A 17,446-nucleotide genomic window follows, 5' to 3' on the forward strand; every position below is an offset into this window, starting at 1 on the left:
GGACGACCGGTCGAGACGAAGGTGACGACGAAAGCGCGTCGGCGTTACCTTCACTGTACGTGGTACGGCGCGAGTGCCGGCCTCGCTTCGTCAGGCGGCTCAGGCCTGCCGGAGTAGAGTCGGGGGATCGGGACCACCCAGGCCCCCACGAGCAAGGGGTCAGCGATGTCTGACAAGTCCCCCCGGCACACGATGACCAAGAAGTCCGGCAAGTCCCTCAAGGAAAAGCGCGCCGTCAAGCATGCCAAGCAGCAGGCTGCCCGGGTCTCGTCGACCGAGGCTTTGCTCCATGTCAAGAAGCGCTGAGGCACAGCCGCTTTCGCTGGGCGTCCTGGCCCGCTACCGTAAGCCGGACGAGCGCCGGCTTCCGATCCATCCGGCGCATTTCGCCAAGATCGACGATCGCATCCTGCGCCGAACGCTCCTCGAGCGCGGCTATGGCGCGCACTTCGGGGCCACAGACGACGAGCTGGGGCAACTCGTCGCCGGGATGCGGACCCGCGAGCAACTGGTCGCCGAGTGTGACGTCATCCTGCTGCCCAAGATCCAGGCCGAGGATCTGGCCGAACTCAGGATGGGGCAGATCGTCTGGGGCTGGCCGCATTGCGTGCAGGATGCGGCGCTGACACAGGTCGCCATCGACCGGCGGCTCACGTTGATCGCCTTCGAGGCGATGAACCACTGGCAGGCCGATGGCGGTTTCGGGCTGCATGTCTTTCACAAGAACAACGAACTGGCCGGATACTGCTCCGTTCTGCACGCCATGCAGCTGGCCGGCATCACCGGAAGTTACGGCCGGCGTCTGCGCGCCTCGGTCATCGGCTTCGGTGCGACCGCCCGCGGCGCGGTCACCGCACTCAACGCCCACGGCGTCGACGACGTGCGGGTGCTCACCAATCGCGAGGTGGCCGCCGTCGCCGCGCCGATACACTCCACCCAAATCGTCCAGATGGGCCACGACGACGGAGCTGCGCCTGAAGCAACCTGGGCCGACAGTCCCGACGAGGGGGTCATACCGGTCGCCCGCGTTCTCGCCGACAACGACATCGTCGTCAACTGTGTGTTGCAGGACCCCGGCAACCCGTTGATATTCGCGACCGAGGGGGATCTGCCCTCCTTCGTCCCGGGCAGTCTCATCGTCGACGTGTCCTGCGACGTCGGCATGGGCTTCGACTGGGCACGCCCGACGTCATTCGCCGAGCCCGTCATCGAAATGTCGAACGGCGTGAAGTATTACGCCGTCGACCACAGCCCGTCACATCTGTGGAACTCGGCGACGTGGGAAATCAGCGAGGCGCTGTTGCCGCACCTCGAGACGGTGCTGAGCGGACCGGTGGCGTGGGACTCGACTCCCACGATCGCCCGTGCGATAGAGATTCGCGACGGTGTCGTCGGCAACCCCGCCATCCTGTCGTTCCAGCGTCGAGCCGATACCTATCCGCACCCGGTGCGCAGCGAACAGGCTGCGGCTCGGTGAGCGGCCGGAGCAGAGGCTTCCGGGCCGATCATCGGAGATCTTCGGCGTCCGAATGCGGCGGTGCGCTTGGGTGCCGAATGGTGGTACGCCTGCCCCGGCGGTTGTTCATGGGGTCCTGAGCGGACTTCTGGTGCTTGAGTTGACGAATCAGCTCCCGCTTGGCTTCACTCAACGCGTGGGCCACATCGGGGTTGTCGGCCGTCGCGACCAGCATCGGGAGCCCTGGCAGCCGCGCCCGCACCGTCACGCGTTGCTGGCTGCCACCCCGGTCCTGCAGAGAGACATCGATCTCCACATCGCGGGGGTCCCACTTGCCCAGATGCGGTCCCAACGCCGACAGCGACTCGAGCACGAACGAGCGCTCTTTGGCAACGAATCCCGTGCCCACGCGAATTGCGTTGTCACGAAATCTTTTTCGGTCGACTTCGGGCAGGCCGGGTATCATCGCTCAGCGCATCTTTTCCGGGATGGAGTTCAGCGCGTGCAACACATGCACGGCCAATTCCTCCGCTGCCGCTCCCTTGAGCTTCGAGTAGGTCATGATGGTGTCGGCTACCAGCTCGACACGTTCGGCATAGGGTGTGCGCAGACTTGTGGTCATCGTCGAATTTCCTTTGACTCTAGGGCATTTTGCGCTCGGAGCCGAGCTGCCCGATACCCTTTACGGTACACCCGTTTGCGGAGCTGGGTACCCGTAACGGGGTCGCTCACGACCTCAGCTCGGCGAGCAGAGCATCCATTGGCACCGTGGCGAAACCGACTGTCGCGTCGCCGATACCGTAGGGCAGCACCAACGTAGCGCGGTGTACCAGTGCGCCGCACGAGTAGACGACGTTGGGGACATAACCGTCCTGCTCGTCGGGGGTAGGGCTGAGCAGGGGCGCACGGAGTCGACCGATGACCCGGGTGGGTTCCTCGATGTCGAGCAGAATGGCCCCGATGCGGTAGGTGCGCATCGGACCGACTCCGTGGGTGAGCACCAGCCAGCCGGCTTCGGTTTCGATGGGCGGTCCGCAGTTTCCGATCTGCACAGCCTCCCAGGCGCGCGTCGGCTGCTGGCACGGTTGCGAGGTGGTCCACTCGAAGGGGTCGTCCGAGAAGGCGACGGCGTTGGATTCGCGGTCCGATCGCGACATGGCGGCGAACCGACCCCTTATCCGCCGGGGAAACAATCCCAGACCCTTGTTGGCCGCGGCCCGACCCACCATCGGAGTGGACGTGAACGAGTGGAAGTCGGTAGTCGTCAGCAGTTGCTGGCTGATGTGCGATCCGTCGTAGGCGGTGTAGCTCGCATAGAACGTCACGGTTCCGTCGTCCTCTACGAACCGGACGAACCGCGCGTCTTCCATCCCCGCTCGCTCGGCTTGCATCGCCGGCCAGAGGACCTGCTCACTGATCATTCCGGCGGACAGTTCGACGCCGTACATCCGATCCGCGATGGCGCGGATCAGCGAGATCGTCTCGGCGGCGCGACCGCGTGTACGGCGGTGATCCTGCAGCCGGTCGATCCGTTCATCGAGATCGGCTCGGGTGAACCTGCCGCCGAGGCCGTCGAGGACGAAGTCGGCCGCCTCACCGGTGCCATGCATGCGGCGCAACTCATTGCGGAACACCGGCCCCTCGAGCAGTGTCGGCACGACCGCGCCCACCGTCGCGAATTCGGGTGGATCGTCGAGCACGACCGCACCGAAGTCATCGACGATGCCCGTCCGAAATCCGATCGAGGAGATGTGTCCTTCACCTATCCCGCGCACGCTCATCACGAAGCGCAAGCTGTGGGCGGCCGTTCCCGCCTGGTCAGGGTGAGCCACCATGCTCGGATTGCACAAAGCTGCGCCTTCGATGGCGTACTCGCTGGTGAACACCGCTCCCATGAGGAGCAGCCGAGCCTCGGACGCCGCAGCGGCCGGGTCCAGGCGGTCGGCGATCTCATAGGCGTGCCTGCGAAGGATGCCGAGCAGATCGCGATGCCGTCCGTCGAACCGCGCGATCACATCGTCCAACGCCGTGTGCACCTCGTCCTCGTCGAGAGCCAGGACGCGGGCGAGCGCCGCGCCGGCACGGGAGTCCTGCTCCTCGAAGCCCTCCGCGCCCGGTACGAACAGGCGAGCGATCACCCTGGATCTGTTCGATGCGAGCCGGTGGGTGCTGCGCGTGACCTGCTCGGCGACGGCCGAAGTCACTGCGGCACAGTCGATAAGCGGCGCGCCTGCTGAAAGGTCGAGATGAGCGCCAACGTCGACTCCGCGCCCTGATTCTTGTTCACGCCGTGGGCGTGCAGCCCGTCGAATCCGCCTCCGGTGCGCGGGTCCCACATCGGTGTGCCCGCGTCGTTGTCACCAAGGAACCATGCCGCGGCGGCACGGATGCCGTCGCGCCAGATCGGGTCGGCGTCCACGGCGGCGGCGCGCGCGCAGGCGTCCGCGATCGTGGACACCTCGATCGGCTGCTGATCGAATGCGGGCCTGATGTCCTGCGGGCCCCTGCCCGCGACGGGTGTCGGTGACAAGCGGCCGTCGACCGACTCGGTTCGGATGAGCCAGGCCAGCAGGTCGAGGCCGCGTCGAGTCAGGATCGAGTCGTCCAGAGCGGTGCCTGCGGCGATCATCGCCTCGGGCAGAACGGCGTTCGCGTAGGTCAACCGGGGCTCGGGCCAGGGCCACGACGGGTCGGCACCGTCGGCGGGCACCGAAGCGGCGTAGTCGGTGATCAGCGCGCGCGCCGAACGGTGCTGCGGGTCGACCGCGAGTACTTCGGCTGCACCCAGGACCGCGAACGCGCTCGCGCGCGGCCACACCGACCGTTGCTGGGCGGCCCGGTCGAACTGCATCAGCGCCGACTGCCGGGCCCAGGCCACCGTGCTGTGGGCGGCCGCGGTGCCCAGACCCCAGAGACACCTCCCCCAGGCGTCTTCGAGCGCCGGTTCATCGGTCCACTTGCCGTCCCGGTCCATCCGATTGTGGCAGGGGCCGGTGAGGGTCTGAGCCTCGTCGAGGAACCGCAGCGAAAGTCCGGCAAGGCCGTTCAGCGCGCGGTCGCCGCCCGAGCCGCGAGTGGTCACGACCAGGACACGGGCGACATCATCGGTGCAGTACCCGTGCTCGGGCAGCGGTTCGGTGAGACATGCGTGCTCCAAGGTGCCGCGGCGGTCGGTCAGCCGCATCAGATGGTCGAACACCGGCGGCGGCGATACCGCGCTCATCTGCGTGTCTGTCGTTGCGCGAGCAATCGCTGCGCCACGTCGACATAGGTGCGCGCCACAATCGGCCACGCCATCTCCGGTGCCAGTCGTCGAGCCTCTGCCGCCATCGCCCCTGCCAGGCGTGGTTGCGTCAGCACCCGGCGCAGCGCGGCCTCCAGCGCTTCCGGGTCGTCGTGATCGACCACGATCCCGGCGCCGCTCGCCAGCAACTCGACCGCATGCGGGAACGCGGTCGCGACCACGGGCCGCCCGCTTGCTATCGCATCGACGAGGACCCCCGATGTCACCTGATCGGGCGAATCATAAGGCAGGACCACCACCGCTGCAGACCGCGCCAGCGCCATCAGCATCGCGACGTTGCGGTATCCGGTGTCGAAGACGACCGAGTCCGCTACACCGCACGCACGCGCCTGTTCGACGAGGGCGGCGCGATACGCCTCACCGTCGGCGGCCAGCACTTTCGGGTGTGTCCGGCCCGCAACCACATAACGCGGGCGACCGGGCAGGTTCCGCAGCGATCTCATCGCCTCGATCACTCGCTCAACACCCTTGCCCGGACCCAACAGACCCCACGTCAACACCGTCGGCCGGCTGCCCCGGGAGCCGTAGGCGCCCATCGGCACGGTCGCGCCGTGCGGGATGGTGGTGATCTTGCCGCTTTCGACGCCGAAGCCGGCGCGCAGCCGCTCGGTGGCGGCCTGCGACATCGCGATCAGCTGATCTGCCCGGGCCGCAACGGCTTTCAGAACCATTCGCTGGTGGCGCGTCGGGTCTCGAAGGACGGTGTGAGCGATGACGATCGACGGTACGCGCAGCCCGTCGAGAACATCGACGACCTCGTCGCCGTCCCTCCCGCCGTAGATGCCGTACTCGTGCTGGATGACCGCGACATCGCTGCGGTTCAGCAGGTCAGCACACCGTGAAACGGACGATGGTGAGCCGGTGTGATATTCGCCGATGACGCGACCACTGGTGGTGGGATCGCCATCGGCAAGACGCACGATGCCGACCTCGGCGCCCTGGGAAACCAGACCTTCGGCGAGCGCGGAACTGAACGTCGCCAGTCCGCAGGGCGTCGGTGGATAGGTGCTCAGAATGGCAAAGCTGGGAACTTCGGAGAAGCTCTCAGCGGCAACGGGGTTCGACAGGGTGGGAAACGTGGAAAGGGTGGTCAAGGTGATCCCTACGGGCGGTAGTCACCTGCGTACCCGGCGTGAGCGGTTGCTCGTCGTGGTCAGCGGTCAACCGGCTGACGCATCCCGGATTGGCTGGATTTCCAACTCTCTGAACCATACACGACGGCTTGCACCGGGCCGCGAAGCGCGTCCGCGGTTCCGTCGGGCCACGGACGGACCCGCTAGCCGGATGCGCCGTACTCCAGTGCCGGCTCGGCCGAGTCGACGGTGCCGTTGCTGATGATGGTCAGCATGTTCGGCTGCACGTCGTAGCGCGCGCCGTCGGCCGGGTTGGTGACGGTGAACCCGGCGCCCGAGGGTTGCGCGCCGGCCAGTTGGATGTTGGCGCCGTCGCTGAGGCGCTCGCCGCGGTAGACGTACTCGCCGTCGCCCGTTTCGCAGATCACCGCAAGTGACTGCGCCGTCCTGATCGCGGCGGCCGGGGCGTTGCCGGGTGCACAGCGGGCCGTGTGGCCGACGAAGCCCCGCGAGTCGGTCCCGGACACGCCGGCGATCGGCGGCCCGCTGGTCGTCGGTGTCGGGCTCGTGGTGGTGGCCCTCTGGCCGGACGGCGGGACCGTCTCGGTGGTGGTCGACGGCGGCACGGCCAGCCGGGTCTGCGGCGCGGTGCCGGAGTCCTGGCCGGTGAGGACGAGTACCGCGGCAAGCACCACCGCTGCGGTGAACATCACGATCGTGGCCACCACCAGCGCGACCTGCGTGTTGCTGGCGCGCTTCTTGGGCGGCGGCGGCGGGCGACGCTGATAAGCCGTGCGCGCCGGGTTCGGGTCGACGGCGGAGAATTGCCGCGTGCCGGGCGGCGGCGGCGGGGGTACCGGCGCCGCAACGGGTGGCTGGTCGGCGGCCGCAGCGGCGGCTTTGGCCAGGTCACCGGCGGTCGGGAACCGGTCGGCCGGTTTCTTCGCCATGCCCCGCGCGACGACGTCGTCGAACCCGCGGCCGACGCCGCGGCGCATGATGCTCGGCCGCGGCGGCGCGGTGAACAGGTGCGCGCCCATGACCTCGCGCAGGTCACCGGCCTCGAACGGCGCGCGGCCGGTGAGGCACTCGTAGAGCAGGCAGGCCAGCGAGTAGACGTCGGAGGCGGGGCCGCCACGCTCGCCGCTGATGCGCTCCGGGGCCATGTACGCGCAGGACCCGAGGACCAGGCCGGTCTTGGTGACGCTGGCCTCGCCGCCGCCGTGGGCGATGCCGAAGTCCACCAGGTAGACGAAGTCGTCGGGGGTGAGCAGGACGTTCTCGGGTTTGATGTCGCGATGCACCAGGCCGTTGCCGTGCGCGGCGTCCAGCGCGGCGGCGACCTGGCCGATGACGGACACCGCGCGCGACGGGGGCAGCGCCCCGGCGGTCCGCAGTAGTTCCTTCAGGCTGGCGCCTTCGACGAGGCGCATGTCGATGTAGAGGACGCCGTCGATGTCACCGAAGTCGTGCACCGGGATGACGTGCGGTTCCTGCAGGCGGGCGGCGACGCGCGACTCGCGGCGGAACCGTTCCTGGAAGTCGGGGTCGGCGGCCATGTCCGCACGCAGCACCTTGAGCGCGACCGTGCGCTCTCTTGCCGTGTCGTAGGCGCGGTAGACCTCGCCCATTCCCCCGACCCCGATCAGAGACTGCAGCTCATAGGGCCCGAACGTGGTGCCCAGGCGAGAGTCGCCGTCACGCGAGCTCACATGCAATCCTTCCGTCGGTCCCGGAATCGGGGCTTCAGCAGTGTTCCCGCATCGCGAGCCTGGTTAACGTGGCGAGGCGGTGGCCCGTTCCGCGGTGAACGACACGGTGACCGCGTCGGCGACCTTCATGGCGCCCATCAGCATCGAGTACGGCTTGACGCCGAACTCGGTCTGACGGATCTGCACGTCACCGGACATCTGCCATCCGCCGGCGGACTCCTCGACGTTGAGGTCGACCACGCAGTCCCGGGTTGTTCCGTGTATCTGCACTGTACCGGCGAGGCGGTAACCGGTTGGCGCGCGTTCGATCGTCGTCGTCTCGAACGTGATCTGCGGGAAGCGCTTGACGTCAAGGGTTTTCAGAGCGTTGGTGCGGGCCAGCATCTTCTCCGGACCGGTCAGCGGCGTAACGCCGCCTTCGCCGCCGATGACCTCAAGGGAGGCCACGTCGACGGTCATCCGAACCTCGGTGGGTTCGCCGTGGGTCCAGTCGACCCCGGCGTGCCAGCTGTTCATGGCGATGGTCAGCCGGTGACCCATCTTCGCTGCCCGGCCCGTGACGCCGGTGCGGACCAGCAGCCGGCCGTCGCTCTGGTCGAGGTGCCACGCCTGTGGTGTTTCTGACATCCCGCCATTGTCGGGTGTCGACGGGTGTGACGCGCTACTGACCGGGTAACCGCACCGCCAACACGATTCGGGGAGAACCGCATGAGCGTGGTGGACGGCGCCAAGGCGCAGGTGAAGCAGCTCGCCGAGAGGATCACAGAGAGAGTGTCCCGATGGGCATGCTGATGAACAAGGGGCTCACCCTGCGGACCGCCCAGCAGCACGGCCAGCGCTACATCAGGCAGTTCTTCGACCACGTGCAGCAGGGCGACCTGGAGCCCTCGATGCTGATCACCCACGACCTGCCGCTCAGCGAGGGGGTGCGCGCCTACGACCTGTTCAAGAACAAGTCCGACGGCTTCATCCGAGTCGCGTTGCGGCCGTAGTCAAGTGGGCGGATAGGGCAGCCCGTACTCGTCGGCGAGCAGGCTCTGCACCACGATCATGGCAGCCTGTGAGCCCGACTGGATCGCGCCGGCGATGTGCGGTTGCTCGGTGCACACGTCGCCCGCCGCGAACACGCCACTGGCCTCCGTGCGGTGGATCTGGTCGACGGCGATGGTGTCGGCGGCCAGCGGGCCGGGAGCGCACGTCGCCCCCAATTGCTCGGCGAGCGGCGTGCGTTGCCGCAGCGGCGCTTCCACGAGCAGGCCGTCGCGGGCCAGGCGGGTGCCGTCGGCGAACGCGATGGCGGTGAGCTTGCCGTCCTCACTGAGCAATTCGACGACACGACGGTCGTCGATCGTGACACCCGCCGACGTCAGCGCGTTCGTCTCGGCCGGCGAGAGATCGGTACGGCCGTCGGTGAGGATGACGACGTCGTCGCTCCAGCCCCGCAGCATCAACGCCGAGTGCACCGCCTCCTCCCCGGCGGCCAGGCTGGCCAGCCGGGCGTCGCGCATCTCCCAGCCGTGACAGAACGGGCACTGGAACACCGAGGTGCCCCACAGTTCGGCGAGCCCGGGCATATCGGGCGGGCAGTACTGCATGCCCGTGGTCAGCAGGACGCGCTTGGCGTGGATCTCGCCGCCGTCGGTTTCGAGGAGGAAGCCGCTGTCGACGCGGCGCCCGCTGCGGACCCGGCCGTGGCGGTATTCGACGCTGGGATAGGCCGCGAGCTCGCGGCGACCGGCGGAGTACAGCTCGGCAGGCGGCCGCTGGTCGTAGCCGAGCAGGCCGCCGATGGAGGCCGACGCCCGGTTGCTCTGTTCGTCGGCATCGACGACGACGGTGCGCCGACGGGCGCGGCCCAGCACCAGGGCTGCGCTCAGCCCGGCCGCGCCCCCACCGATGACGGCACATTCCCACTGCTCACTCATGGCCCGTGGGGTACCTCCCTGGCCGTTGCCGGAAACGCCGGGCTCACATGCGTGCGTAACGGGTCAACGCGAAACTGTAGAGCCCGTAGGCGGCGAACCCGGCGGCGGCGATCGACAGCAGCGCCGTGCCGAAGCGGGCGTGGCTGATCTGTTCGACCGCCCCGTCGAGACCCGTCGCCTTGGCCGGATCGCTCAGATAGGTCGCGCCGATGACGGACAGACCCGCGCCGAACAGCACCGCACCCTCGGCGACGTGACCGCACAGTCCGAGGGCGGTGACGAGCCGGCCCGGCGGCATGCACAGGTCGTCGAGGAACTTGCGGGTGGCGCCCTTGTGGACGTAGTAGGCGCCGATGACGGCGATGACCAGGCCGACGGCGACCATGATCACCTTGCCGCCGTCGGACTGCATCAGCCGCGCGCTCAGCCCCTCGGTCTGCTGACCGCTGCGCAGGCTCGCGCCCAGCGCGAACTGCACCGCGGTGTACGCCACCGCCGCGTAGACCAGTGCCAGTCCGAACGCCTTGAGCCTGCTCAAGACTGGTGATCGCCGGGTATGCGCGTGGGGACTCTCCCCCGGGTGCAGGCCGATAGCGGTCTCCGCGAGTCGCCACATCGCCAGGGCGAGCAAACCGGCGGCCACGAGCCACAGCGACACGGCTCCGCCGCCCTGGCGCGCCACGGTCGCCAGCGCCCCGTACTGGTCGGCGTCGCCCTCCGATCCCAGCGCGATCCGCCCGATCATGTAGGCCACGAGGACGTGCAGGACGCCGCTGATCGGGAATCCGGCCCGCGCGAAGTACTGCATCGCACGACTGTCGGTCGCACGGTTCACCGCGTACTTGACGCTCATAGGACGAGCAACACCGACTCGACGCGCTCGCTTTGCACGGGAGGCGGTTTCCCGAAGGCGGGGCACGGGAAACCCCCCGCCGTGTGGTGGGCGGCGTTTTCGGCTCGGCTCGGGCGGGAATTGAGTCGTCGAGGAGCCATCGATGACTGCTGAGACCATGATCGACCTCGACGCCCTGTCGACCGATGGGCACGGCTTCACCGTCGACGACCAGGACGACGACGATCCGGTGCTGCTGGACCGCAACGGCGACCCGATCCAGACCTGGCGGGAGCATTACCCCTACGACGGGCGCATGGACCGGGCCGACTACGAGAAGGTCAAGCGCCGCCTGCAGATCGAACTGCTCAAGCTGCAGCAGTGGAGCCAGCGCACCGGTGCGCGCCACGTGATCGTCGTGGAGGGCCGTGACGCCGCGGGCAAGGGCGGGACGATCCAGCGGTTCACCGAACATCTCAATCCGCGTGGCGCCCGCGTGGTGGCGCTGGAGAAGCCCACCGATACGGAGAAGTCGCAGTGGTACTTCCAGCGCTACGTCAACCACCTGCCCACCGCCGGTGAGATGGTGTTCTTCGACCGGTCCTGGTACAACCGTGCGGGGGTCGAGAAGGTGATGGGGTTCTGCACACCTGAGCAGCACGCCGAATTTCTCCGGCAGGCACCGCTTTTCGAGGAGATGCTGGTCAACGAGGGCATCCACCTGACCAAATTCTGGTTCTCGGTCACACCGTCTGAGCAGCGCACCCGGTTCGCGATCCGGCTGATCGACCCGTTGCGGCACTGGAAGTTCTCCGCGATGGACCTGGAGTCGCGCAACCGCTGGCAGGAGTACACCGAGGCCAAGGAGGAGATGTTCCTGGCCACCGACACCGACCACGCGCCGTGGATCGTGGTGAAGAGCAACGACAAGAAGCGCGGCCGCATCAACGCCATGCGCTACCTGCTGAGCAAGTACGACTACGACGACAAGGACCACGACGTCGTGGGCGAACCGGATCCCCTGATCGTCGGTCGCGCTCTGGAGGACTAAGCGCGAACGGACTCCGCCGCCGCGAGCCGTTCGCGTTGCGGCAACACCACGTACTTCGGATCCTTTGTCGACGCCTTCCCGGCTTCGAACACCGCGAACCGCTGCAAAGCGCTGCCGACGAGCAGCGCCGCGCCCGACGCCGCGACCACCGCACCCCGCCGGCCCACCACAGCGCCGACCGCCCCGCCGACCGTCAGCAGCTCCGACAGCCGGCGCAGCCGATGCGGCCTGCCGGTGGTGTACGCCTCGCCGACGAGGCCGAGACGCCGCTCCATCACCCGCGACGCGGCCACCTCCATGCCCGCGCCCAGCACCGCCATCCGGCGCGCCGGCGCCGACTCGCCGACGGGACCCAGCAGCATCCCGAGCCCGCCGCCGCTGGCCGCGGCCGACCCCGTGAACACGAACGGAAGATACGGGTGCGCCTCCCGCCAGGCCGGAACCGCCGTCTGCGACAACAGCACCGCGGTATACGACGCGACGCCCGGTGCCATCGCGGCCCCCCACGCTCCCGCGGGGCGGGCCAGCCAGCCGGCCAGCCGGCCGAGCCCTGTGCGCCGAACCCGCCGAGGCAGAAGCTCCGCGACCCCGGCCAGTCCCGCGCCCGGGCCGTATGCGAAGAGAATCCACGTGCCGACGCTCATCGGTGAACTCGGCTTGGCCACCCGCAACATGTGGTGGAAGCGCTCCGGGCGGCCGAGGTCGGCGATCAGGAAGTACAGGCTCGCGAGAACACTGAACAACGCACCGATCCGGCTCACCCGGCGAAGCCCGGGCCGGCCCGTCAGGTCCGCCCCGGCCGCCAGCATCGCCGACCCCGCCGACAGCCCGCCGGAGAACAGGTAGGCCGCGATCTTCCAGTCCCACACCGGCTTCTTCAGAATGGGCCGTCCGTAATATGACCGGAACTCGGCGTGCGGCACCGCCAGTTGGTCTCTCATGCCCGCCCCACGAACGCCGACACCGCGATACCGACCAACGCCGACGCGGCCATCCCCGCATAGCGCCACATCGCCCCAGCGTCGCGTGTCGGCACCACCGGATCCGGCGGCAGCCCATAGACTTCCGGCTCGTCGAGCAACAGGAAGAACGCGCCGTCGCCACCGACGCCGTCGTTGGGGTCCTCACCGTAGAGGCGGGCCTGCCTCACGCCGCGCGCGTGCAGATCCTCGACGCGGCGGGCGGCCCGCTCCCGCAACTCGTCGAGCTCACCGAACTGGATCGAGTCCGTCGGGCAGGCCTTGGCGCACGCGGGTTCCAGGCCGTCGCGCAACCGGTCGTAGCACAGGGTGCACTTCCACGCGCGGCCGTCACCTTCGCGCCGCTCGATCACGCCGTAGGGGCAGCCCGACACGCAGTAGCCGCAACCGTTGCAGATGTCCTGCTGCACAACGACGGTGCCGAACTCCGTGCGGAACAGCGCGCCCGTAGGGCACACATCCAGGCAACCCGCGTGCGTGCAGTGCTTGCATACGTCGCTGCTCATCAGCCATCGGAAATCGGTGCCGGTGTCGACGCTCATCGCCTCCCCGGGCCGCTCGAAGCCCGGCATCCCCAAGTCCACCGTCGGCTCATCGCTTGCAGGTTGCTCGATGAACGCCACGTGCCGCCACGAGTTGGCGCCCAGTTCGCCGGTGTTGTCGAACGACATGCCCAGCAGGTTGAACCCGGCCCCGGCTCGGGCGTCGGGCACCCCGTTCCATTCCTTGCAGGCCACCTCACATGCCTTGCAGCCGATGCACACCGAGGTGTCGGTGAAGAAGCCCATCCGCGGCGGATGATCGTCGTAGCCCGCCTCACCGGCCACATCGGCCAGCGGACCGTAGAAGCTGTTGTCTCTCATGGCTTCTCCTGTGTGATACCCGCACGCTGCCGATACTGTTCGAGGTAGGTCAGTAGCTCATGCCCGCGCGGCCGTCGGCCCGGCTGGATGTCGCACGTCGCCACCTTGCTCTCCTGGATGAAGACGTTCGGGTCGACCACCACTCCGAGGAGGTCGTTGACCACGTCGCCCTCGACCAGCCCGGCGTTGCCCCAGTGATACGGCATCCACACCTGGTGCACCGTGGTGTCCTCGATGCGCAGCGGCCGCATCCGCTCGGTCACGAACACCCGCGCGTCGACCGCCGCCCGGCTGGTCACCACGTGAGCCCAATCCATGTGCGCCAGGCCGCGTTCGGCAGCCAGCGCCGGTGACACCTCGACGAACAGACCGGGCTGGAGTTCCGACAGATACGGCAGCTGCCTGCTCATCCCGCCGGCGGTGTGGTGCTCGGTGAGCCGCGCGGCGGTGAACACGAACGGGAACACGTCGGTGTGTGCCACCGGCCCGGAGGGATTCGACGGGTTGTCGGCACGCGGGTAGGCCTTGCGCGCCGGGTTGCCCTGTTGGCGGTAGAAGGCGTTGCTCACCGGCGACTCGTGCGGTTCGTAGTGTGTGGGCAGCGGGCCGTCGAGCACACCGTTCGGCGCGAACAACCAGCCCTTGCCGTCGGCCTGCATCACGAACGGGTCGTCGCCGCGCAGCGCCTCCACGCCGACCGCGCCTTCGGGTGGCCGGTAGTCCGGCGGCTTGGTCTTCTCGAAGTCCGGTACGTCGTGACCCGTCCACTCACCGCTCGACTCGTCCCACCAGATGAGCTTCTTGCGCTCGCTCCACGGCCGGCCCAGCGGGTCGGCCGACGCGCGGTTGTAGAGCACGCGGCGGTTCATCGGCCACGTCCAGCCCCACTCGTTGTCGTAAGGGCCCTGCTGGTCATGGGGTTTGCGCCGAGCGGCCTGGTTCTCCTCGTCGGCGTAGACGCCGCTGTAGATCCAGCAGCCGCACATCGTGCTGCCGTCTGCCTTCAGCTCGGTGTAGCCGTCGACGGCGCGACCCGTGGTCAGGTCGATGCCGTTGATGCGCCGCAACACGTCCTCCGCGGACGGCTCGTCACCGTCCATCGCGTAGTCCCATGACAGGTCGAGCAGCGGTCGGTCGCGTTGATCCGTTGAGCCGGAGAGCTTCTCGCGCAGGATCCGGCCGAGGTGATAGAAGAACCACAACTCCGAGCGCGCGTCCCCCGGAGGTTCGACGGCCTGCTCACGCCACTGCAACATGCGCTGCGTCTGGGTGAATGTGCCCGCCTTCTCGACGTGCGAGGCGGCCGGGAACAGGAACACCTCGGTGCGGCACGTCTGCGGGGAGATCTCACCGGTCTCGATCTCCGGCCCGTTCTTCCAGAACGTCGCGCTCTCGATCTCGACGAGATCGCGCACCACCAGCCAGTCGAGGTTGGCCATGCCCAGGCGCTGCAGCCGTCCGTGCGCCGATCCGACCGCCGGGTTCTGACCTAGCAGGAAATAGCCGAACACCTTGCCGTCGACCATGTCCATCACCGTGCGGTACGTACCGTGGTCGCCGTTGATGCGCGGCAGGTAGTCGAAGCAGAAGTCGTTGTCGGCAGTCGCCTTCTCGCCCCAGTACTCCTTGAGCAGCGACACCAGGTAGGCATCGGCGTTGTGCCAGAAGCCCTTCTGGTTCTTGCCCCGGATGTCGTCGACGTACTCGGCCAGCGTCTCCTCGCCTGCGTGCGGCATCCGCAGATAGCCGGGCAACAGGTTGAACAGCGTCGGCACATCGGTCGACCCCTGGATGCTGGCGTGTCCGCGCAGCGCGATGATGCCGCCGCCGGGCCTGCCGATGTTGCCCAACAGCAGCTGGATGATCGATCCCGCGCGAATGTACTGGGCGCCGACCGAGTGCTGCGTCCAGCCGACGCTGTACACCAGCGCGGCGGTCCGCTCGCGGCCCGAGTTGGCCGCCCACGCTTTGGCGATCTCCAGGAACTGCGCGGCGGGCACCCCGCACACCCGCTCAACCATGTCCGGGGTGTAGCGGGCATAGTGCCGCTTGAGGATCTGGTACACGCAGCGCGGGTGCTGCAGCGTCGGGTCCGACGGGATGTGGCCCGCGCCGCCCTCGATCTGCGGCCCGCCCGACCCCTGCTGATCCGGCGCGGCCTCCTCCTTGGCGTCCTCACCGCGCTCCCCGGCTTCGCCGGCTTCGTCGCCGCCGGTGTCGGTCGACTCGTACTGCCAGGTCGCCGGGTCGTAGGCCGCCGACTCCTCGTCGTAGCCGGAGAACAGCCCGTCGAGATCCTCGGTGTCGGCGAAGCCCTCATCCACCAGGAAGGACGCGTTGGTGTAGGCGGCGACGTACTCGCGGAAGTCCAACTCGTTGCTCAGGATGTAGTTGATCACCCCGCCGAGGAAGGCGATGTCGCTGCCGGCCCGCAGCGATACGTGCCGGTCGGCCAGCGCACTGGTGCGGGTGAACCGCGGGTCGATGTGGACGACCTCGGCGCCGTTCGCCTTGGCCTCCATCACCCACTGGAAGCCGACCGGATGCGCCTCGGCCATGTTCGATCCCATGATGACGATGAAGTCCGAGTTGGCGAGATCCTGCTGGTAGTCCGTCGCCCCGCCGCGACCGAAGGAGGCTCCCAGACCGGGAACCGTGGCGCTGTGTCAAATACGCGCCTGGTTCTCGATCTGCAATGCGCCCAGCGCCGTGAAGAGCTTCTTGATCAGGTAGTTCTCTTCGTTGTCGAGGGTCGCGCCGCCGAGGCTGGCGATGCCCATGGTGCGCCGCAAGGTGTTGCGGTCGGCGTCGAACTGCTGCCAGCCCTTCTCGCGGGCGTCGAGAACCCGGTCGGCCACCATGTGCATCGCGGTGTCGAGGTCGATCTCCTGCCAGTCGGTCGCGGAGGGCGGGCGGTAGCGCACCTTCGTCAGCCGCTGCGGGCCGGTGACCAACTGCTTGCTCGCCGACCCCTTCGGGCACAGCCGGCCCCGCGAGATCGGGCTGTCCGGATTGCCCTCGATCTGGATGACCTTCTGGTCCTTGACGTACACCGTCTGCGCGCAGCCGACCGCGCAGAACGGGCACACCGAGTGCACGACGTGGTCGGCGTCGGCGGTGCGCGGCGCCAGGCCGGCCGATCGTGGTGATTGAGCGGCCTGCCCGCGGCCCAGCCGGTCGTCGCCGGTGAGCTGCCGGTACACGGGCCACGACCGGATCAGCTTGCCGATGTCCACCTGAGCCTCCTTACCCGGGCATGACGGGCTGAAACCATGCCGCGGACACTGTGAGGTTACTTCCGTCGATGGGAACTTCTCGTGATCATCGGCTCGACCCTTTATGGTGCTGGGGTGCCTGATTTGCATCGCCCTTTGGATCGACGAAGCATGATGATGATGTCCGGGATGGCCGCAGTGGGGGCCGCCGCGCTACCCACCGCGAACGCATCGCCAGTCCGCCCGTCCCCGCCGACGCAGCCACCGCCCGACGCCGCGGTGGGCTCCTACCTCTTCGTCGACGAGTTCGACGGCCCGGCCGGTTCGGCGCCGGATCCGGCCAACTGGATCGTGCAGGACTGGGACGACCCGGTGACCCCGCCGCTGGCCGGGCATTACCGCAACGACCGCCGCAACGTGTTCGTCGACGGCAACTCCAACCTGGTGCTGTGCGCCACCAAGGAAGAGAACCAGTACTTCAGCGGCAAGGTGCTCAGCCAATTCCGGGGCCAGATCGGCACCACCTGGGAGGCCCGGATCAAGCTCGACTGCATGCACCCGGGGCTGTGGCCGGCGTACTGGCTGCTGAACCAGGACCCGCTGCCCGACGGCGAGGTCGACATCGTGGAGTACTACGGCAACGGGCTGTGGCCGCCGGGGACGACCGTGCACGCCGCATCCAACGGTAAGACCTGGAAGGGCAAGTCGATCCCGGGACTCGTCGACCCGGCGTGGCACAACTGGCGCGTGTTCTGGGGCGAGGAGGGCTTCTCGTTCTGGCGCGACTACGTCGACGGCGCCGAGCCGTACTTCACGGTGAACAACAACCCGATCCCGGTCCACGGCCGGCCCGGCGACCTGCGCTGGCCGTTCGGCATCCCCGGCTACTGGATGCAGGCGATCCTGAACCTCGCGGTCGGCGGTTCGGGCGGCGGCGACCCCGCGCTCGCCCCCTACCCGTCGGTGATGCTGGTGGACTGGATCCGCGTCTGGTAGACGCCGGGTCCCGTGGGGCCGGCCGGCTGGCGCGCCTGG

Annotated in this window: 17 protein-coding genes; 5 read left to right on the forward strand and 12 right to left on the reverse strand. The window is 68.3% G+C overall.

What is annotated here, in order from left to right; all coding sequences use genetic code 11:
* The first annotated feature begins 165 nt into the window (after positions 1-165).
* A complete protein-coding gene (locus K3G64_RS05270) occupies positions 166-306 on the forward strand; it encodes a hypothetical protein (protein ID WP_238889487.1) in 141 nt (46 codons plus the stop codon).
* The gene (locus K3G64_RS05275; RefSeq protein ID WP_238889489.1) at positions 290-1,477 is read left to right on the forward strand and encodes a N(5)-(carboxyethyl)ornithine synthase; all 1,188 of its coding nucleotides are present in this window, start codon (positions 290-292) and stop codon (positions 1,475-1,477) included. The genes K3G64_RS05270 and K3G64_RS05275 overlap by 17 nt, the downstream gene beginning before the upstream one ends.
* Positions 1,478-1,505: 28 nt before the next feature.
* On the opposite strand, the gene K3G64_RS05280 is transcribed toward K3G64_RS05275, so the two are convergent.
* The 7 genes from K3G64_RS05280 to K3G64_RS05310 all read right to left on the reverse strand — a co-directional run bounded on the left by K3G64_RS05280 (position 1,506) and on the right by K3G64_RS05310 (position 8,172).
* Positions 1,506-1,865, reverse strand: a complete 360-nt coding sequence (locus tag K3G64_RS05280; RefSeq protein WP_238889490.1) for an HPF/RaiA family ribosome-associated protein — start codon at positions 1,863-1,865, stop codon at positions 1,506-1,508.
* Positions 1,866-1,925: 60 nt separating this feature from the next.
* The gene (locus tag K3G64_RS05285; protein ID WP_238889491.1) at positions 1,926-2,078 is read right to left on the reverse strand and encodes a DUF6307 family protein; all 153 of its coding nucleotides are present in this window, start codon (positions 2,076-2,078) and stop codon (positions 1,926-1,928) included.
* A gap of 106 nt (positions 2,079-2,184) precedes the next feature.
* The gene (locus K3G64_RS05290) at positions 2,185-3,660 is read right to left on the reverse strand and encodes a glycoside hydrolase family 130 protein (RefSeq protein ID WP_238889492.1); all 1,476 of its coding nucleotides are present in this window, start codon (positions 3,658-3,660) and stop codon (positions 2,185-2,187) included.
* Positions 3,657-4,679 (reverse strand): glycosyltransferase, encoded by a 1,023-nt coding sequence (locus tag K3G64_RS05295; RefSeq protein ID WP_238889493.1) that lies wholly within the window; start codon positions 4,677-4,679, stop codon positions 3,657-3,659. Before K3G64_RS05295 ends, K3G64_RS05290 begins: the two co-directional genes overlap by 4 nt.
* Positions 4,676-5,854, reverse strand: coding sequence for a glycosyltransferase (locus tag K3G64_RS05300; protein ID WP_370647105.1), 1,179 nt, complete (start codon positions 5,852-5,854; stop codon positions 4,676-4,678). The genes K3G64_RS05295 and K3G64_RS05300 overlap by 4 nt, the downstream gene beginning before the upstream one ends.
* Positions 5,855-6,036: 182 nt before the next feature.
* Positions 6,037-7,545 (reverse strand): serine/threonine-protein kinase, encoded by a 1,509-nt coding sequence (locus K3G64_RS05305; RefSeq protein WP_238889494.1) that lies wholly within the window; start codon positions 7,543-7,545, stop codon positions 6,037-6,039.
* A 63-nt stretch (positions 7,546-7,608) separates the two neighbouring features.
* Positions 7,609-8,172 (reverse strand): YceI family protein, encoded by a 564-nt coding sequence (locus K3G64_RS05310; protein ID WP_238889495.1) that lies wholly within the window; start codon positions 8,170-8,172, stop codon positions 7,609-7,611.
* 152 nt (positions 8,173-8,324) lie between these two features.
* On the opposite strand from K3G64_RS05310, the gene K3G64_RS05315 reads away from it, so the two are divergent.
* A complete protein-coding gene (locus K3G64_RS05315) occupies positions 8,325-8,537 on the forward strand; it encodes a hypothetical protein (protein WP_370647106.1) in 213 nt (70 codons plus the stop codon).
* On the opposite strand, the gene K3G64_RS05320 is transcribed toward K3G64_RS05315, so the two are convergent.
* Positions 8,538-9,470 carry an NAD(P)/FAD-dependent oxidoreductase gene (locus K3G64_RS05320; protein WP_238889496.1) on the reverse strand — a complete coding sequence of 311 codons (933 nt, stop codon included), beginning with the start codon at positions 9,468-9,470 and terminating at the stop codon, positions 8,538-8,540.
* 43 nt (positions 9,471-9,513) lie between these two features.
* The gene (locus K3G64_RS05325; RefSeq protein WP_238889498.1) at positions 9,514-10,323 is read right to left on the reverse strand and encodes a DUF1206 domain-containing protein; all 810 of its coding nucleotides are present in this window, start codon (positions 10,321-10,323) and stop codon (positions 9,514-9,516) included.
* Between the two features lie 142 nt (positions 10,324-10,465).
* Between K3G64_RS05325 and ppk2 the strand changes: the two genes are divergently transcribed.
* On the forward strand, positions 10,466-11,353 hold the full coding sequence (gene ppk2, locus K3G64_RS05330; protein ID WP_238889500.1) for a polyphosphate kinase 2: 888 nt from the start codon (positions 10,466-10,468) through the stop codon (positions 11,351-11,353).
* On the opposite strand, the gene nrfD is transcribed toward ppk2, so the two are convergent.
* Genes nrfD through fdh form a run of 3 tightly spaced genes read right to left on the reverse strand, consistent with a single transcriptional unit; the run spans position 11,350 to position 16,432 of the window.
* On the reverse strand, positions 11,350-12,294 hold the full coding sequence (nrfD, locus tag K3G64_RS05335) for an NrfD/PsrC family molybdoenzyme membrane anchor subunit (RefSeq protein ID WP_238889501.1): 945 nt from the start codon (positions 12,292-12,294) through the stop codon (positions 11,350-11,352). The two genes, ppk2 and nrfD, sit on opposite strands and share 4 nt — an antisense overlap.
* Complete coding sequence (locus tag K3G64_RS05340) at positions 12,291-13,196, reverse strand: 4Fe-4S dicluster domain-containing protein (protein WP_238889503.1); 906 nt, start codon at positions 13,194-13,196, stop codon at positions 12,291-12,293. The genes nrfD and K3G64_RS05340 overlap by 4 nt, the downstream gene beginning before the upstream one ends.
* A complete protein-coding gene (fdh, locus tag K3G64_RS05345) occupies positions 13,193-16,432 on the reverse strand; it encodes a formate dehydrogenase (protein ID WP_238889505.1) in 3,240 nt (1,079 codons plus the stop codon). Before fdh ends, K3G64_RS05340 begins: the two co-directional genes overlap by 4 nt.
* 135 nt (positions 16,433-16,567) lie before the next feature.
* On the opposite strand from fdh, the gene K3G64_RS05350 reads away from it, so the two are divergent.
* Positions 16,568-17,407: a glycoside hydrolase family 16 protein gene (locus K3G64_RS05350; protein WP_238889507.1), complete on the forward strand. Its 840-nt coding sequence runs from the start codon at positions 16,568-16,570 to the stop codon at positions 17,405-17,407.
* The last annotated feature ends 39 nt before the right edge of the window (positions 17,408-17,446 follow it).

The organism is Mycobacterium sp. IDR2000157661 (genome assembly GCF_022317005.1).
Lineage (GTDB): Bacteria > Actinomycetota > Actinomycetes > Mycobacteriales > Mycobacteriaceae > Mycobacterium.

Coding starts and splice junctions, on each gene's coding strand:
- K3G64_RS05325 (WP_238889498.1), bottom strand. CDS start 10,323: ATGAGCGTCAAGTACGCGGTGAACCGTGCGACCGACAGTCGTGCGATG.
- K3G64_RS05285 (WP_238889491.1), bottom strand. CDS start 2,078: ATGACCACAAGTCTGCGCACACCCTATGCCGAACGTGTCGAGCTGGTA.
- K3G64_RS05270 (WP_238889487.1), top strand. CDS start 166: ATGTCTGACAAGTCCCCCCGGCACACGATGACCAAGAAGTCCGGCAAG.
- K3G64_RS05320 (WP_238889496.1), bottom strand. CDS start 9,470: ATGAGTGAGCAGTGGGAATGTGCCGTCATCGGTGGGGGCGCGGCCGGG.
- K3G64_RS05340 (WP_238889503.1), bottom strand. CDS start 13,196: ATGAGAGACAACAGCTTCTACGGTCCGCTGGCCGATGTGGCCGGTGAG.
- K3G64_RS05310 (WP_238889495.1), bottom strand. CDS start 8,172: ATGTCAGAAACACCACAGGCGTGGCACCTCGACCAGAGCGACGGCCGG.
- K3G64_RS05275 (WP_238889489.1), top strand. CDS start 290: ATGTCAAGAAGCGCTGAGGCACAGCCGCTTTCGCTGGGCGTCCTGGCC.
- nrfD (WP_238889501.1), bottom strand. CDS start 12,294: ATGAGAGACCAACTGGCGGTGCCGCACGCCGAGTTCCGGTCATATTAC.
- K3G64_RS05315 (WP_370647106.1), top strand. CDS start 8,325: ATGGGCATGCTGATGAACAAGGGGCTCACCCTGCGGACCGCCCAGCAG.
- K3G64_RS05295 (WP_238889493.1), bottom strand. CDS start 4,679: ATGAGCGCGGTATCGCCGCCGCCGGTGTTCGACCATCTGATGCGGCTG.
- ppk2 (WP_238889500.1), top strand. CDS start 10,466: ATGACTGCTGAGACCATGATCGACCTCGACGCCCTGTCGACCGATGGG.